Here is a 17,019-nt window from a genome sequence, read left to right on the forward strand (position 1 = left end):
AAAGGGAGTGTTTTTTGTTTAGGGCTGAGAAAGTAGCAGCAAAGTCAAAGAACTGTTCGGAAAGTCGAAGAAATCGCAAATAAGGTCGAAGAAGCGCCCGGAAAGTCGAAGAAATCGTAAACAGGGTCAAAGAAGCGCCCGGAAAGTCGAAGAAATCGTAAACAAGGTCAAAGAAGCGCCCGGAAAGTCGAAGAAATCGCAAATAAGGTCGAAGAAGCGCCCGGAAAGTCGAAGAAATCGTAAACAAGGTCAAAGAAGCGCCCGGAAAGTCGAAGAAAGCACAAATAAAGTCGAAGAAACTTCACTAAAGGCCCCAATCTAGAGGTTGGAGCCTCTAACTAAATAGATAATTATTTTTTCTGTTCGAATAAAGAAGTGCTGTGGAGCGGTTGGACGCGTGCTTTCGGGTCGAGATAGGCTTTGGCATTGTTGACGGCCGTTGGTGCTTCACCAAAGCCGGATGCAATGAGCTTGACTTTGCCGTCGTATGTACAAATATCACCAGCTGCGTACACACCTTCTAGATTAGTTTCCATTTTGGAATTGACGACAATGCTGTTTTTGACAATGGTAAGCCCCCAATCTTTAATCGGACCGAGTGAAGAGACAAAGCCGAAATTGACGATGACATCATCAACAGGAAGAATTTCCTCGCGATCGGTGTCCACTTTCGTTAATTTAAGCGCCCCAATTCGGCCATCTTCCTCGACGAGACTGCTTGGTACATAAGGCGTCATCATGTTGACGGTAGAAGCACGAAGCTGTTCGACACTATGCTCATGAGCTCTAAATTTGTCACGGCGATGGATAATGGACACGCGTTTGGCAATCGGTTCAAGCATAAGCGCCCAATCGACAGCTGAATCGCCGCCTCCGCAAATGGCGATATGTCGGTCTTTAAATTGTTCAAGGTCTGTGATGAAGTAATGAAGGTTCGTTTTTTCATAGGTGGTGGCATTCGGAAGTTCTAATTTTCGTGGTTGAAAAGCGCCGTTGCCCGCAGTGATGATGATCGTTTTCGTGAAATGGATATCTTGATCGGTTGTTAATTTGAATGTCCCATCTGCTAATTTTTCGAGTGTTTGCACAGACTGACCTAAGCAAATAGTCGGAGAAAATGGCTCCATTTGTTCGACTAGGCGGTCCACCAGCTCTTGTGCTCGAACTTTAGGGAAGCCAGCGACATCGTAAATGTATTTTTCTGGATAGAGTGTTGAAAGCTGTCCTCCTAGTTGTGGTAAGCTTTCAATGATTTTGACCGATGCTTGGCGCATCCCTCCGTAAAAAGCGGTGAATAGTCCGGCAGGCCCGCCTCCAATAATGGTAATGTCGAATACTTGTTGATCATGATTCATTCAAAACCCCTCCTTGAAAACAGAAAATGGTCTTTCTTTTCCTTTCACTTATCATACCGAAATTCTGTTTCATGCACACGTAAAGACACTTTGATTGAATCAATTTTTTTCTGGGTGAAAAACAAATAAATTATTTCGATTAAACATCTTGAAAAAGAATGGCAAAAAGCATATTATTGAAGTGGATATGCAAATATTAAGATTTTGTGACGATTTTTTTAACCGTATTTTTTTGCATGTATTCGTGAATAATTTCACAAACTAGGTTTATCGCTACAAAAGAACCCGAAAATATCGACAAAGGTGGAAGTGATTATTGTGAGAAAGCCAAAGATTGTAGTATTAGGTGCAGGTTATGGTGGATTAATGACAGTAACTCGTCTTCAAAAAATGTTAGGGCAAGACGAAGCGGATATCGTATTGGTAAATAAAAATGATTACCATTATGAAACAACTTGGTTGCATGAGGCATCTGCAGGTACATTGCATCATGACCGTGTGCGTTATAATATTGATAGCGTTATCAATCGCAGCAAAGTAGAATTTATTCGTGCAGAAGTACAAGACGTTAAAACAGCTGAAAAGAAAGTAATCTTGAACTCTGGTGAACTTGAGTATGATTATCTTGTATTCGCACTTGGTGGCGAATCTGAAACTTTCGGCATTCAAGGCTTAAAAGAGTATGCGTTTACAATTTCTAACGTCAATACAGCTCGTCAAATTCGTGAGCATATTGATTACCAATTTGCGACGTATGCGATGGAAACAGAAAAGAAAGAAGAGCGTCTAACGATCGTTGTCGGAGGAGCTGGATTCACTGGTATTGAATTCCTTGGTGAAATCACAAACCGTGTACCAGAACTTTGCCGTGAGTACGATATTGATTACTCTAAAGTTCGTATTTATTGTGTAGAAGCAGCGCCAATGGTTCTTCCTGGTTTTGATCCTGAGCTTGTGAAATATGCGGTAACTCAATTAGAGAAAAAAGGTGTAGAGTTCAAAATCGGTACAGCGATTAAAGAAGCGACACCAGAAGGTATTAAAGTTGCCAAAGGTGAAGAAGAGGTTCAAGAAATTAAAGCAGGCACAGTGGTTTGGGCAGCGGGTGTTCGCGGAAACTCGATCATTGAAAAAGCAGAAATCGAAAATATGCGTGCTCGTGTAAAAGTAAATCTTGATTTACGTGCCCCAGGTCATGACAATATTTTCGTCATCGGTGACTCTTCACTTATGATTAATGAAGAAATTAACCGTCCATACCCACCAACAGCTCAAATTGCGATGCAGCAAGGAGAAGTATGTGCGCGCAATTTAGTAAAGTTGTTGAAAGGTCAAACGGATGATCTTGAAACATTTAAGCCAGACATTAAAGGTACGGTTTGTTCTTTAGGAGATGACGATGCGATCGGTGTTGCTTTCGGTAAGAAAATGACAGGTGCGAAAGCGTCATTCATGAAGAAAATGGTTGATAACCGTGCATTGTACATGATCGGTGGACCATCACTTGTGATGAAAAAAGGTAAATTTAAGTTCCTATAAGCATATGTACAAGAGACTGGCCTTGATGGTCAGTCTCTTTTTTATTTGGCTAAAGGAGTGGGACAGGTGAAAAGAGGAAATGTTTGGTTAGGTGCTGCTGGTTTAGTGATTGATTCTTCGGGTCGTTGGCTAGTAAATTATTCTTCTAATTTTGAGATCAATGCAATCGAAAAAGGAGATTGTACGAGTGGATCTCCTTATGATATATTATCTGAAAATTAAAATAATTTTATTCAAGGGGGCAAAAATATGACGATGCAAACGAAAAGCCAAACATGTCATACGTGCGAAGGGAAAGGTTATCTCCAGCTTCTTCTAGGAGGCTCTGAAACTTGTCCGAACTGCGGTGGAGAAGGAAATCAAGAAGAATAGGTAAAATAGGGGGCATCCTTCATTTGGAGGGTGCTCCATTGTCTTGACGTTTTCCTTCTTATTCATGTACACTATTATTTAGTGATTTAGGAGGTTAACGGAATGCATATAGCTATTTTACTTGTTTCGGTATTGCTATTTTTTGTGTTATTTTTCGGCATTGGCTTCTTATTAAATATGTTGTTGCGGATGACGTGGGTGATGGCGTTTCTTTATCCGCTTGTAACGATTATGATTGTAGATGAAATCAGCACGTTTGATTATATTTTAAACGCAAGTGAAGCATTTCCGGCGTTAGGAGCGAAAATCGTTTCGCTTAAAGCACCAGACATTATCATTTTATCAAGCGGTTTGCTTGGTGCGATCACTTCAGGCATTACGATGCGCATTCTTCGTCAAAAAGGCTATCAAATGTTTTGATTTTTCTTACATAAAGAGTCCTATAAAAGGTCATTTTCGGATGATCTTTTGCAGGACTCTTTCTCGTTTTTTATCATATAAGTTTCCAACAAAGAAAGCGTCTGTGATCGATGTATCTATATAATTGTTAAAAAAGGAGCATCTAACTTAGCCCCTTTTTTAATTATTTATACAAACAAATCATCCATTTCAACATTTTCAAAAATAGACGGATGGAGCATCAGTGCGAGTTTATGAAGTCCAGCCAACAGTCGTGGGGAAGGACGGCAATAAAGCTCTTCTTCCATGACAGTGACGTTTTGCTGTTGGATGGCAGGGAGTTCCGTCCAGCCCGGTCGTTTTTGGACGATGGCTGGGTTGATTTTGTCCGTACGTACACCAACCCATGAAAGCAAAATGTAATCAGGGTTTCTTTGTTTCACTTCCTCCCAATCCGTTTGGAAGTTGGCAGTTTCTTCGTCACGAAACACATTGTACCCGCCAGCCAACTCACTTATTTCGGTAAGCCAATTCACTTTTCCAGGAGTGAACACGGGCTTTGGCCACCATTCCCAGTACAGCGAAGGTCGCTTGTCGACAAAGCTAGCAGCTTGCTTAAATTTTTCCACTTGGGAAGTGTAGCGCTCTGCTATCAATCTCGCTTTTTCGGCTACACCACATGCCGCTCCGACTTCGATAAGCGACTGACCGATCTCCGCTAACGATTGTGGATTCGTCACAATGTAAGGTAACCCTCGTTTTTTTAGCTCCTCCACATTCTTTTCCATCCCGGGGACACTTAAAGAAGCAATGACAAGATCCGGCTTTAATGCTTCGACTTGATCGATATCAATATTAAGGTCGGGTCCAAGTCGTGGCAAATGAGAAATCGCTTCCGGCCAATCGGAATAATCATCGACACCGACAAGCTGATCGGTGAGACCGAGAAATTCAATCAATTCTGTATTGCTTGGACAAATGGAAATCAAGCGCATATGAAAAACTCCTTTTCTTTCATTCTATCATAGACATTTATTCGAATTGCGAAATAATTTTATGTATAATGGAAGGGAGGTGATCAAATGTTTACGGTAAAAAATGAATCGTATTTACAGCAAGAAACTCCTTGTCTCATCGTTGGGCTTTATGATCGTCCGTTGAAATTTGCGGGTGAGCTAGAGAAGTTGGATGAGCTGTTCAATGGAGAGCTGACAGAGCTAGTGAAAGAGGGCGATATTTCCGCTAAAAGCAACAAGATCGCGGTCGTGTCTACGCTAGGAAAAATGCCAGCGAAACGATTGCTGTTTGTCGGGCTTGGAAAGGAAAAGCAAGCGGATTTTCACGAAATGAAAGAAGCGATCGGTGAAGCGTTCCTAAAAAGCAAACAGTTAGGGCTAACATCAGTGACGGTTGCACTAGATAGCTTTGTTTGTGAAGAGGTGAGCGCGGAAGATGCCGCTCACGCTTTTAGTGAAGCGTTCGGATTAGCTACATATGAATTTAAAGGCTACAAACAAGCATCGAATGAGCCAGAGAAAAAAATTGAGCAGTTAACAGTGTTGACGAAAGCAGATAATGAAGCGGTGCAAGCAGCTCTTCAAGTTGGCTATGTGTTAAGCCAAGGAACGAATTCTGCGCGCACATTAGTCAACACACCAGGCAATCTATTAACGGCATCGGACATGGCTGCTTATGCTGAGCAGCTAGCGGATAAGTACGGCTTTGAAGTCGAAATTCTTGAAAAAGAAGATATGGAAAAGCTCGGTATGGGGGCGCTTTTAGCGGTTAATCAAGGCTCGACTGAACCGCCAAAAATGATTACGCTGAAATATCAGCCGAAAGAAGAATGGATGGATGTACTCGGTTTCGTTGGGAAAGGGATCACGTTTGATACCGGCGGCTACTCGTTGAAGCCGAAAGACGGAATCGTTGGTATGAAAACCGATATGGGTGGTGCGGCTGCGGTATTAGGTGCGATGGAAGTGATTGGTGAACTAAAGCCGAATCAAAATATCGTCGCTGTCATTCCATCTACTGATAATATGATTAGTGGCCACGCTTTGAAGCCAGACGATGTCATTACGTCGATGAGCGGAAAAACGATTGAAGTGCTGAATACCGATGCAGAAGGCCGTCTCGTGCTCGCCGATGCGATGACGTACGCGAAGCATCAAGGAGCGGATTATTTAATCGATGTCGCAACATTAACAGGCGGTGTCGTAGTGGCACTTGGTACGGATAAAACGGGAGCAATGACGAATAACGAAGAGTTATTTGAAGAAGTGCTAGAGGCATCTTTTGAAGCAGGCGAATTTATTTGGCGCTTACCACTTACAGAAAAAGATAAAAAACGCATTCGTAACAGCGCAATTGCGGACTTAAACAACTCGCCTGGTCGTGAAGGTCATGCGATCATGGGCGGCGGCTTTGTCGGCGAATTTGCGGAAGGCACGCCGTGGGTTCATTTAGATATCGCTGGTACAGCTGATACGAAAGGAAGCTATTCACTAGGGCCAGCCGGAGGCACAGGTGCGATGGTGCGGACGTTAGCATTATTGGCGATGCGGAGAAATGAAGAATAAGTAGTCTTGTTGGGGCTGACTGTAAGAAAGTTATCTCATATAGAGAGTTTTACACTTTATATATATGAGATAAGGCTTCTTATGGTTAGTCCTTTTTATATTGTTTGCTACATAAGGTGTAAAATAAATATTAATATTGAATTTACAAAAATGACCATTTATTTTCATGGATAAGAGTTATAATCATATTTAAAAATATTTGCTTAACCAAAATGTAAGCAATCACAAGGGGGATTCCATTGAAGAAAAAAAGAGTCATTCTTTTTACCTTATTAGCTGTTTTATTCATTGGATTTATGGTATTACCAGATGAAGTAAAAGTCGATATGAAGCTGATCAGCAGAGCGTATGAGCAAGAGATGCCAAGTGAAGCAGACGGTATCAGTGTGAAAATGGAACAGGAGCAATATGACACCTCAACGGAAAAAATTATTGTTTTAATTAACAACATCGGCAGTGAAGATATCAATCCTGGTCATCAAGGTGACATGAAACTGCAAAAAAAAGTAGGTGGCACGTGGAGGGAATTTCCGCAAAAGCCAAAAGTGGTGTATGAGGACTATGGAATACTTTTTCCATCAGGAATGCAATCTAGTCTCGTTTTGTCAGTAGATCAACTGAAATATAAGCTAGTGCCAGGCGAGTATCGGGCTCTTCCTGGAGCAGGGGTCGCCGCTCCATTTACTGTCGTGGAAGATTGAATTAAATGAGGCTGTCATTTTTCAATTTTTTTTGGGGAATGGCAATCTCATTTTTTTATGAAAGTAAGTCGGTGACCTATTGACAACCTCCTCGAATATTGATATTTTTATTTTAGTTCTCTACCAATTTACCAAACTAAAGTAAAAGGAGGCATTTTAGATGAATGCAGTTGTGATTGCTGTCATCGTCATGCTTCTCCTCAGTTTATTACGTGTCAATGTCGTGTTTTCTTTGATTACGGGTGCACTCGTTGGAGGAGTCGTTGGCGGTTTAGGAATAGAAGGAACGATTGGTGCTTTTACAGAAGGAGTCGGCGGTGGTGCGAATGTGGCGCTAAGTTACGCGATGCTCGGTGGCTTTGCGGTAGCGATTTCAAGCACCGGCTTGCCGAATGCGTTAGTTGAATTTGTCTTGAAATATGTTGGAAAGAAAGAAGATGCGAGAGCGAAGAAGCTATCGAGAGCTCTTATTTTATTTATGATTTTATTAATGGCTTGCTTCTCGCAAAACTTGATTCCGATTCACATTGCTTTTATCCCGTTATTAATTCCACCGTTGTTGAAAGTGTTAGATGAATTGCAAGTGGATCGTCGCTTAGTCGCAATGGTACTTACATTCGGTCTTGTGACACCATATATGCTACTTCCGGTTGGATTTGGTCAAATTTTTCATGAAATTATTGCGACGAATATAACGGAAAGCGGCTTGCCAGTGGAGATGAGTCAAATTCCGAAAGCGATGTTATTCCCGGCTGCGGGGATGCTGACAGGTTTGTTAGTCGCTGTCTTTTTCTCTTATCGTAAGCCGAGAACTTATAACAATCCAGTAAGACCTGTATCTGTCGCAAAAAGTGAAGGTTATTCGAAAACAGGTATCATTATATCGCTTGTAGCCATTGTGACGGCACTTGCAGCTCAGCTTGTAACAGAGTCAATGGTGTTTGGGGCATTAGCTGGAATTGTTGTTCTTTATGCATCAAAAGCCATTAGCTGGAGCGAAGCGGATCGTTTATTAACCGATGGGATGCGGATGATGGCGTTTATCGGATTTGTGATGATCGCCGCATCAGGATTTGCGAAAGTAATGAGTGCAACGGGTGATGTGGAGCGGCTAGTGGAACAAGCAGCCAATATGATCGGTGGCAATCAAGTGCTTGGTGCGTTATTAATGCTGATCGTTGGATTATTAGTGACGATGGGGATCGGTTCCTCGTTCTCAACGATTCCGATTATCGCGACGATTTTCGTGCCGTTAGCGTTAGAGCTTGGTTTCAGTCCGATGGCGACGATTGTGCTTGTTGGAACAGCAGGGGCTTTAGGAGATGCGGGCTCACCTGCCTCTGATAGTACGCTTGGGCCGACATCTGGCTTGAATGTCGATGGGCAGCACAATCACATTTGGGATACATGTGTGCCAACGTTTTTACATTATAATATTCCAGTCATTATTTTCGGTTGGATTGCGGCGTTAATGTTGTAATAGGGAACTTGCCCATGCCATTTGCCTCCTTTTTGCATACAACATAGTAGGCAGTTAAAAAAGGAGGCATTTGACTATGTATGCTCGAGATACCCGTTTTCTTCCTTTCTTCGGAGGGCCATTTTTAGGCGGATTGTTGGGAGGGTTTCTAGGAGGCGCGCTTGTGCGTCCATATTATCCACGACCGTTTTATCCACCAGTGGGATGTTGCCCGCCATATCCACCATTCCCGCCATATGGTCGTCCGCCATTTGGTTACTTTTAATGAAAAAGGACCTTCGACAAGAAGGTCCTTTTCTTATGCTTGCTTCAATTCATTTTCCTCTAAATTCATCATTTGTTGTTCCTCAGCTTCCATTCGTTCGACCTCTTCTTGCGATAGTTTTTCAATTTTAAATCCAGTAAATCCATAAATAATCGCAATGAGTGGGCTGATAAAACATAATAGTGCATACGGTGCATAGTGGAACGTCGAGACACCGAGTGTAGCAGTCATAAAGGCGCCACATGTATTCCAAGGTACGAGAGGAGAAGTCATCGTTCCTGCATCCTCTAATGTTCGTGATAAGTTCTTCGGATGCAGTCTGCGTTTACGGTAAGCGGTTACATACATCCGGCCAGGAAGAAGAATCGACAAGTATTGATCACAAGCGACAATATTGGCTGAGATACAAGTAACAACGGTTGTTGCTATTAAGCTTCCTGTGGATTTGGCTAGTTTTAATAAGCTTTTCACCAGCGTTTCTAACACGCCACTTACTTCTAAAATACCGCCGAAGCTCATCGCAATCATAACTAATGAAACCGTATACAACATTGCTTCGATTCCGCCGTTATTGAGTAAACTATCTAACACTTCGTTATTCGTTTCCATTGTAAAACCACTAACCATAATGCCTAAAATGTCACTAACTGATACACCTTGTACGACAACGGCTACAATCGCTCCTAATATCGATCCGATCACAAGACCCGGTAGAGCAGGTGTTTTCATTGCGATTAATGCAAGAACGATGACGGGAACGACTAACAGCCATGGGCTAATGATAAAGATATCATTTAATTGTTGCTGAAGAGCTTGGACTTCATCTAGTCCGGCTCCTTGATTTTTAAAAGAAAGCCCGAGGAAGAAATAAATAATGACAGAGATCGCTAAAGCCGGGATCGTGGTGTATAACATATGGCGAATATGATCAAATAATTCAACGCCAGTAATACCAGGTGCCATATTCGTTGTTTCTGATAAAGGAGAAATTTTATCGCCGAAATAACAGCCGGAAATGACGGCACCTGCTACCATAGCGGTGTTGACACCAAGACCCGCGCCAATTCCCATAATCGCAATCCCGATTGTACCAGCTGCTGTCCATGCATTTCCAGAAGCAATCGCAACGATGCTACAAATAATTGCTGCTGCAGGTAAAAAGTAAGTAGGAGATAAAATATCAAGTCCATAATAAATCATCGTCGGTACAATCCCAGCAGCTAGCCACGTACCGATGATCGTTCCAATGACCATTAAAATGAGTAATGCCTGCATCGCTAATGAAACCGCATGAATAATTCCTTTTTCAATTTCCCTCCACGTATGCCCCAAGTAAATGGCTACAATGGTTGCAACAGTTGCGCTTAATAGTAGTGGAACATGTGGATCGGCCTCAAACTTAAAAATCCCTACAAATAAGAAAATGACCATCGCTAAGATGGGAATCAAAGCGATGCCTAATGACGGTGTTTTTGTTTTCATCTCTTTACCTTCTTTCCTGGTTAGATTGTCCTTTATCTACTTATCTGCAATTCTTGTGCCAATTAAAAATATTCAGAAAACTGAACGGTGAAGGCGATTACTATTCAGTTTTCTATTTGATTTTGCATAAACAATTCAATTTTGCATAAAAGCGTTTGAAGAAGGATTTTAAACGATGTCGTCGAATAATTAGTGAATAACGATTCATTTTTGGAGGAGAGAATATGGATATATCACGATCATTAATTGCTACACTTGGGATGGAAATGGTGGAAATCGGTGAGGGGAAAGTCATTATGACGATGCCTGTCGATGAAAGAACGCACCAGCCATTTGGATTTTTGCACGGGGGAGCCTCGGTGGCACTTGCAGAAACAGCCGCCAGTGTCGGAACGGCCGCCCTTATTGATACGGAAAAAGAAGCTTGCTTCGGTCTTGAAATTAACGCCAATCACATTAAAGCGAAAAAAGAAGGCGTAGTCACAGCCATCGCCACCGTCGCTCACCGCGGTCGCACAACGATGGTATGGGAAATCCGTATCGAAGACGAACAACAACAACTCATCTGCCTATCGCGCTGCACCGTAGCCGTTGTAGCGAAGAAATAAAAGCGGAGCCGACTGTTCAGACACGACAAGCAAATGTTCTGGCGCTGAAAAGGCGATGAGCCTTGTAAGCGGCAGGCGCTGTTCAGACACAACTTTAAGCAGCAAAAAAGAGGCGTCTATCAGCTGATAGACGCCTTTGTTTCAACGTTTATTTTTATCCTTTAAATCATCGCGGATGCTGCTGTCGGAAAGCTTGATGCCAGCATTGTAAGCCGCTCGGCTGATTAAGTGTCCAGAGACTGGAGCGGTAATGAAGATAAAAGCGATTCCGAGAAGAATCCGTGAGCTGAAATGACCTTCAATTAAGTAAAAGTAAAGGAAGGCACCCAGTAAGGTGGACATCACGCCTAATGTCGCTGCTTTAGACGCCGCGTGGTTGCGCGTATACACATCTGGAAGGCGAATGACCCCAAAGGTAGCTACAAGGCTTAGAAACGCTCCTATCACTAAAAAGAGAATGATCACTCCATCAACGATGACGGTCATATTCAATGATCTCTCCCTTCTCTAAGAACTTAGCAAATCCAATCGTTCCGATGAAAGCTAAAATCCCCATCAATAAAATGACATCTAAAAATTCACTCGTGCGTAACAGCATCGATAAGATCGCAATAATGGCTACGAGATTAATTCCGATAGCATCTAATGCGACGACACGATCCGGCACAGTCGGCCCTTTAATGAGGCGATATACAAGGCCGAGCATGGAGAAGGAGAAGCAAATGAGTGAAAACTTCATGACCATCTCAACCATTGCGACTCACCTCCATAATCGCTTTTTCAAATGAATTTTTAATACCGTCAATGGCATCATGTACATCTGGTAAATCGATCGCATGCACATACAATACTTTATTATCGTCCGAAACATCAATCACAAGTGTTCCTGGTGTTAAAGTGATTAAGCTAGATAACAGTGTAATTTCCCAATCTGACTTTAATTCAGTCGGCATGGCGAAGATCCCCGGTTGAATATCAAGCTTAGGTTTTAAAATCACTCGTAATACATCGATATTTGCTAAAATGAGCTCTTTAAAAAACAGCAACGTTAAATAAAAGACAGCCCAGACACGGCGCATATAAAACTCTTGCTTAAAGAAGCGACGCATGCCGTAAATTAAAATCAGCCCGAGAATATATCCGACAATGAACGTCGAACTGTTAAATGAAACTTGTAGAAACATCCAAAGAAACGCTAAAAAGAAATTAAGTAAAATTTGAAAAGCCATTTGACATTACTCCTTTAACACGGCATCAATATAGATTGTCGGATCTATGAGTGCTTCAGTGGCTTGAGAAATCAGCGGATACATGCCTTCTGCGCCCACCCCATAACAGATAGAGACAACGACGAGAATGGCTCCCGGCATCCACAAAAAGTGAACAGGCTGTTTTTCTTCTCCTGGATAATCTTGCGGTGCTTTCCAAAAGCCGTTCATGAAGATTTTGATCACAGAGTAAAGAACAAACAGACTTGATAATAAGACGATCAGCGCTCCAACATAAGCACCTTCTGCAAAAGCGGCACGAACGATTAGGAACTTGCCGACAAATCCGCTCAGTGGTGGAATACCAGCGAGACCGAATGCCGCGACAAGAAATGTCCAGCCAAGTAGCGGATATTTTTTAATTAATCCACCCATTTTACGTAAATTGCTTGTGCCGGTAATTTTAATCATCACACCAATCAATAAAAACAAAGCCGCTTTAATGATCATGTCATGGATGAGGTAGAAGATCGTTCCTTGAAACGCTTCTTCTGTTGCTAAGGAAATACCGAATGTTAACACACCTACTGCAATGATGATGTTGTAAATGATAATCTTTTTAACATCCCAGTAAGCGATCGCCCCGATGACTCCGACGATAATGGTCAAGAGCGCTACAATTTCCAATAGCTCGTGAGTGAATGCTTGGTTTTGGTAAAAGAACAGTGAATATGTTCTTAAAATCGAGTACACGCCAACTTTCGTTAATAACGACCCGAATAAAGCAAGCACTGGTACGGGCGGGGCATTGTATGAACCAGGCAACCAGAAGTAGAGCGGGAAGATCGCTCCCTTTAATCCAAAGACAATTAAAAACAACACAGCAATGACAGTAATAATCGGTAGCTGTCCAATTTCGGCAATTCGCTCGGAAATATGTGCCATATTTAGCGATCCGACCACCGAGTATAAAAAGGCAACAGCAATAACAAAGATTGCCGAGGAAATGACGTTTACTAAAATGTATTTTACTGATTCACGTAGCTGAATTTTCGTTCCGCCGATCACAATTAATACATAAGAAGACATTAACATCACTTCGAAAAAGACGAATAAGTTAAAGATATCTCCCGTTGTAAAAGCGCCATTTACCCCAACAAGCATAAATTGAACAATGGAGTAGTAATAAAACTGCTCTCGTTTCTTACCGATCGAACGGAAAGAATAAATAATCACGCAAAGTGTAATGAGGGATGTTGTCGTGACGAGTAAAGCGGACAACATATCTGACACAAGGCTAATCCCAAAAGGAGATTGCCAGCTACTAATCGCGATCGTTTGAACACCTTCATTTTTCACCGTTAGTAATAAGACAATAGATGCAACTAATGTGGCGATCGTTGAAATAACGGAGATGACGCGCTGAGCCGTCACTTGCTTCGCTAAGAAAATCAACAAAATTGCCGTCATTAGCGGAATGATGATAGGTAATGTGAGTAAATTAGTCATTTGCTTCCGTACCTCTCATCTCATCTGTATTATCTGTCCCTAGCTCCTGATAAGCTCGATAAGCTAACACGAGGAAAAGGGCGGTTACACCGAAGCTGATGACAATCGCTGTTAAAATGAGCGCTTGCGGCAGCGGATCGACATAGGCGGGAGCATGCTGACCTAACAGTGGAGCAGCGCCATTTTTCAATCCGCCCATCGTTAAGATTAATAGGTGAGCACCGTGACTTAACAGCCCAGTACCGATAATGATCCGTAACAAGCTTTTTGACAATATTAAATAGACAGCACTTGCAATTAACAACCCTGATACGATTGACATTAATATTTCCATTATTCACTCTCTCCTATCGTTTGAATAATGGTCATGGTGACACCAATGACAACTAAATAAACTCCTGTATCAAACAACATCGCTGTATGAAGTGATGTTTTCCCAAACAGCGGCAAATCGAAATAACCAAATGCATGGGTCAATAGCGGCACGTTAAAGAACACGGCCGCAACGGCAGTACCAGCTGCCAAGAACAGGCCAATTCCAATCAATATTTTATAATCAATTGGAAAGCCTTGAGACACAGTTTTAATATCGTAGGCGAGAAGCAGGAGAACGATCGCTCCTGAAGTCATTAACCCGCCGACGAATCCTCCGCCGGGATGGTAATGTCCAGCGAAGAATAAATGGATGGCAAAGAGAATGATGATGAAGAACACAACTTTGCTAGCTGTTTGTAAAATCACGTCATTTGTTTTCATCAATCACTCCCCCTTTCTTTTCTAAACGTAACTTAATTAATCCGTAAATGCCAAGAGCAGCGATCCCCAGTACACACACCTCAAATAATGTATCGAAGCCACGGAAGTCAACAAGAATAACGTTAACCATATTTTCTCCGCCAGCTTTGTCATACGTATTTTCAATATAGTATTTAGAAATTGACTCAAACATTTTCGTGCTGTGAGCCGAGATGGCAATCAATGTGACAACGATTCCAACACCAGCAGAAATGAGTAAATTCCCGAGCTTGAAACGCATTCTTTCTTCGTGGCGACTCAGCTTTGGCAAGTGGTAGAAGCACAGTAGGAACAAAGCAACGGAAACGGTTTCGATGACTAACTGAGTCAACGCAAGGTCAGGCGCACGGAAAATAACGAAAAATAACGAAACGGTATATCCGACAGCTCCTAAGGCGACAATCGAAGTTAACCTTGATTTCGCTACTAAGATAGTGAACGTTGCCAATACAATTAAAAGGACAAGAGCCACTTCATAAATACCGATTGGAGCGAGATTGCTCGTATCCATTGTAAATGCATCTTCTGTCCACATCGTAAAGCCTAACATCCCGATAAAGAAAACGAAAATATACACAAGGTATGTGCGAATATAGCCGGTCATCACTGATTTTGTCAGTGTATAAGACCCGCGTTCTGCTGCATATAAACTCGTGTCATACAGCGCATTAATCGTCACTTTATTAGGGAAGATGTTATACACTTTGATCCATTTATTCAGCGTAATATACATGACTGCACCTAGAACGACAACGCCAATGGTCATCTTTAGCTCTGAATTAAAACCATGCCAATGGCTAATATGGACAGGAATTTTCTCTCCAGGTTCAACGAGCGAAGGAATAATCGCTGCAACCGCTGGCTGGATCAAATTGTAAGAAAGTATATTCGGGAAAATACCAAACACAACGACGAGAGCCGCTAAAATGATCGGTGGAATGAGCATACCGATCGGTGCTTCGTGTGGTGTTTTCTCTAATTTCTCTGGCTGATACTTACCAGTAAATGTTTTAAACACAATCATCATACTATAAATGAAAGTGAACACGCTTCCAACCCAAGCAAGAACTGGGAATAACAGCCCCCACGTTTGCAAGTTAAAGAGGTCGAGTTCAAGTAGCTGAATCATGCCGGTAAAGAACATTTCCTTACTTAAAAAGCCGTTAAACGGTGGCAACCCAGCCATAGAGAATGCCCCGATGACAGCCACTGTGAATGTGATTGGCATCAAGCTAAGCAATCCGCCAAGCTTGCGAATATCACGCGTGCCTGTTTCATGATCGACAATCCCGACGACCATAAATAAACTACCTTTAAATGTCGCATGGTTAATAAGATGGAATACGGCGGCAATCGTCGCTGCTGTATAAATATTATCATCGATTCCATCAAACTGGAGAGCGGCAGCCCCCACACCGAGAAGCGACATAATTAATCCAAGTTGACTCACTGTTGAGAAAGCAAGTATTCCTTTTAAATCGGTTTGCTTAACCGCATTAAACGATCCCCAGAATAAAGTGAAAATTCCGACTCCACCAACAAGCCAAAACCAATACTCAGAAAAAGCAAAAATCGGACTCATACGAGCAACTAAATAAATACCTGCTTTAACCATAGTGGCTGAGTGGAGATAGGCACTAACAGGGGTAGGTGCTTCCATCGCATCAGGTAGCCAAATATAAAACGGAAATTGCGCCGATTTTGTAAAGGCTCCAATAAGAACTAGCAATAGAGCTAAAAGGAATAGTGGATGATCATTTAACTCACTTGCTTGAGCGATCAGTTCACGGATGCTAAACGTATCACCCATGATCGAGAGTAGTAAAAACCCTCCGAGCATTGCTAAACCACCGAATACGGTGATGAGCATCGATTTGAGTGCTCCATAACGAGAACGATCCCGGTCGTACCAGTAAGCGATTAATAAAAAGGATGAGATAGATGTCAATTCCCAAAACATATACAACGTAATGAGATTGTCTGACAACACAACACCCAGCATCGCTCCCATAAACATGAGCAAGTACACGTAGAAGTTGTGTAATTTTTCTTTTTCCTTAGATAAATAGAAAATTGAATATAGCACAACTAAAGCACCGATACCGGTAATTAATAAAGCAAAAAGAAGTCCTAACCCATCGACATAGGCAGTAAAACTGATACCCAGTGATGGAATCCAGTCAAATGACTTCTGTATCGCTTGATTGTCTCGCGTGACTGGGAGAAGTTGAAGAAAATAAGTGAATAGCACAATAGGCAGGATGAGCACAAACCATCCTGTGTGTATGCGTCGAAGTCCCTTATAGAACAAGGGAACGAGAATAGCCATTAAAAAAGGAGAAAAGATGGCTATATGCAGTAAAGACAAAAGAATCCCTCCTTGCAGATTGTATTAAACATCATGTTGAAAACGATGGAATCTCAACGTAGGTGAAAGATGTACCCACATTCCTTTTTAAATGATCGCACTCAAATTGTTCTCCCAACGTAAATCAAACCTCCTAGAGCATTATATCGCAAAAAATAATTTCCTGCATTCCATTAAAGCGAAACTTGTAGAAAAGTCGACTTGTGATATTAAATATGAAGAATCGTGGGGAAAAAACTGAAAAAAATTTTTCTAAACTCAAATATTTTGGGTGGATTTTTCCAAAAATTATTAAAAAAGCACTTGTCTTTATTTGTTAGCTCTTGCATAATTAAATGGATTGAAATGAACAGGAG

19 protein-coding genes are annotated in these 17,019 nt (G+C 41.9%); 9 read left to right on the forward strand and 10 right to left on the reverse strand.

Going from position 1 to position 17,019, the window contains the following annotated elements; all coding sequences use genetic code 11:
* Positions 1 to 350: 350 nt before the first annotated feature.
* Complete coding sequence (locus tag CEF22_RS04915) at positions 351 to 1,355, reverse strand: NAD(P)/FAD-dependent oxidoreductase (RefSeq protein WP_100402001.1); 1,005 nt, start codon at positions 1,353 to 1,355, stop codon at positions 351 to 353.
* 318 nt (positions 1,356 to 1,673) lie between these two features.
* On the opposite strand from CEF22_RS04915, the gene CEF22_RS04920 reads away from it, so the two are divergent.
* From CEF22_RS04920 to CEF22_RS04925, 4 genes are all read left to right on the forward strand, one after another.
* On the forward strand, positions 1,674 to 2,894 hold the full coding sequence (locus tag CEF22_RS04920) for an NAD(P)/FAD-dependent oxidoreductase (RefSeq protein WP_100402002.1): 1,221 nt from the start codon (positions 1,674 to 1,676) through the stop codon (positions 2,892 to 2,894).
* A gap of 66 nt (positions 2,895 to 2,960) precedes the next feature.
* Entirely contained in the window at positions 2,961 to 3,116 is a 156-nt protein-coding gene (locus tag CEF22_RS18460; protein ID WP_157843174.1) for a hypothetical protein, read from the forward strand.
* A gap of 27 nt (positions 3,117 to 3,143) precedes the next feature.
* A complete protein-coding gene (locus tag CEF22_RS18650; protein ID WP_094836689.1) occupies positions 3,144 to 3,266 on the forward strand; it encodes a YuiA family protein in 123 nt (40 codons plus the stop codon).
* A 102-nt stretch (positions 3,267 to 3,368) separates the two neighbouring features.
* The gene (locus CEF22_RS04925) at positions 3,369 to 3,686 is read left to right on the forward strand and encodes a YuiB family protein (RefSeq protein WP_095480359.1); all 318 of its coding nucleotides are present in this window, start codon (positions 3,369 to 3,371) and stop codon (positions 3,684 to 3,686) included.
* 167 nt (positions 3,687 to 3,853) lie between these two features.
* Here CEF22_RS04925 and CEF22_RS04930 read toward each other — a convergent pair whose 3' ends face one another.
* Positions 3,854 to 4,660 (reverse strand): cobalamin-binding protein, encoded by an 807-nt coding sequence (locus CEF22_RS04930; RefSeq protein ID WP_100402003.1) that lies wholly within the window; start codon positions 4,658 to 4,660, stop codon positions 3,854 to 3,856.
* Positions 4,661 to 4,747: 87 nt separating this feature from the next.
* Here CEF22_RS04930 and CEF22_RS04935 point away from each other — a divergent pair, with 87 nt between their 5' ends.
* From CEF22_RS04935 to CEF22_RS04950, 4 genes are all read left to right on the forward strand, one after another.
* On the forward strand, positions 4,748 to 6,247 hold the full coding sequence (locus CEF22_RS04935; RefSeq protein WP_100402004.1) for a leucyl aminopeptidase: 1,500 nt from the start codon (positions 4,748 to 4,750) through the stop codon (positions 6,245 to 6,247).
* A gap of 239 nt (positions 6,248 to 6,486) precedes the next feature.
* A complete protein-coding gene (locus CEF22_RS04940) occupies positions 6,487 to 6,948 on the forward strand; it encodes an immunoglobulin-like domain-containing protein (RefSeq protein ID WP_100402005.1) in 462 nt (153 codons plus the stop codon).
* A 160-nt stretch (positions 6,949 to 7,108) separates the two neighbouring features.
* Positions 7,109 to 8,428 (forward strand): Na+/H+ antiporter family protein, encoded by a 1,320-nt coding sequence (locus CEF22_RS04945; protein ID WP_100402006.1) that lies wholly within the window; start codon positions 7,109 to 7,111, stop codon positions 8,426 to 8,428.
* 76 nt (positions 8,429 to 8,504) lie between these two features.
* Complete coding sequence (locus CEF22_RS04950) at positions 8,505 to 8,693, forward strand: hypothetical protein (protein WP_100402007.1); 189 nt, start codon at positions 8,505 to 8,507, stop codon at positions 8,691 to 8,693.
* A gap of 33 nt (positions 8,694 to 8,726) precedes the next feature.
* Here CEF22_RS04950 and nhaC read toward each other — a convergent pair whose 3' ends face one another.
* Entirely contained in the window at positions 8,727 to 10,175 is a 1,449-nt protein-coding gene (nhaC, locus tag CEF22_RS04955) for a Na+/H+ antiporter NhaC (RefSeq protein WP_095480365.1), read from the reverse strand.
* Positions 10,176 to 10,405: 230 nt separating this feature from the next.
* Between nhaC and CEF22_RS04960 the strand changes: the two genes are divergently transcribed.
* The gene (locus CEF22_RS04960; protein WP_269799394.1) at positions 10,406 to 10,783 is read left to right on the forward strand and encodes a hotdog fold thioesterase; all 378 of its coding nucleotides are present in this window, start codon (positions 10,406 to 10,408) and stop codon (positions 10,781 to 10,783) included.
* A gap of 141 nt (positions 10,784 to 10,924) precedes the next feature.
* Here CEF22_RS04960 and mnhG read toward each other — a convergent pair whose 3' ends face one another.
* From mnhG to CEF22_RS04995, 7 genes are read right to left on the reverse strand one after another with little or no spacing between them, the layout of a single operon-like run.
* Positions 10,925 to 11,269, reverse strand: coding sequence for a monovalent cation/H(+) antiporter subunit G (gene mnhG, locus CEF22_RS04965; protein ID WP_100402009.1), 345 nt, complete (start codon positions 11,267 to 11,269; stop codon positions 10,925 to 10,927).
* Positions 11,253 to 11,537, reverse strand: coding sequence for a Na(+)/H(+) antiporter subunit F1 (locus CEF22_RS04970; protein WP_100402010.1), 285 nt, complete (start codon positions 11,535 to 11,537; stop codon positions 11,253 to 11,255). The genes mnhG and CEF22_RS04970 overlap by 17 nt, the downstream gene beginning before the upstream one ends.
* A complete protein-coding gene (locus tag CEF22_RS04975; RefSeq protein WP_095480369.1) occupies positions 11,530 to 12,012 on the reverse strand; it encodes a Na+/H+ antiporter subunit E in 483 nt (160 codons plus the stop codon). Before CEF22_RS04975 ends, CEF22_RS04970 begins: the two co-directional genes overlap by 8 nt.
* 6 nt (positions 12,013 to 12,018) lie before the next feature.
* A complete protein-coding gene (locus CEF22_RS04980; RefSeq protein ID WP_100402011.1) occupies positions 12,019 to 13,500 on the reverse strand; it encodes a Na+/H+ antiporter subunit D in 1,482 nt (493 codons plus the stop codon).
* On the reverse strand, positions 13,493 to 13,834 hold the full coding sequence (locus CEF22_RS04985) for a Na(+)/H(+) antiporter subunit C (protein ID WP_100402012.1): 342 nt from the start codon (positions 13,832 to 13,834) through the stop codon (positions 13,493 to 13,495). Before CEF22_RS04985 ends, CEF22_RS04980 begins: the two co-directional genes overlap by 8 nt.
* Positions 13,834 to 14,256 carry a Na(+)/H(+) antiporter subunit B gene (locus CEF22_RS04990; protein ID WP_095480372.1) on the reverse strand — a complete coding sequence of 141 codons (423 nt, stop codon included), beginning with the start codon at positions 14,254 to 14,256 and terminating at the stop codon, positions 13,834 to 13,836. The genes CEF22_RS04985 and CEF22_RS04990 overlap by 1 nt, the downstream gene beginning before the upstream one ends.
* Entirely contained in the window at positions 14,243 to 16,663 is a 2,421-nt protein-coding gene (locus CEF22_RS04995) for a Na+/H+ antiporter subunit A (RefSeq protein WP_100402013.1), read from the reverse strand. The genes CEF22_RS04990 and CEF22_RS04995 overlap by 14 nt, the downstream gene beginning before the upstream one ends.
* Between the last annotated feature and the right edge of the window lie 356 nt (positions 16,664 to 17,019).

Source organism: Bacillus sp. FJAT-42315 (assembly GCF_002797375.1).
GTDB lineage: Bacteria > Bacillota > Bacilli > Bacillales > Domibacillaceae > Bacillus_CE.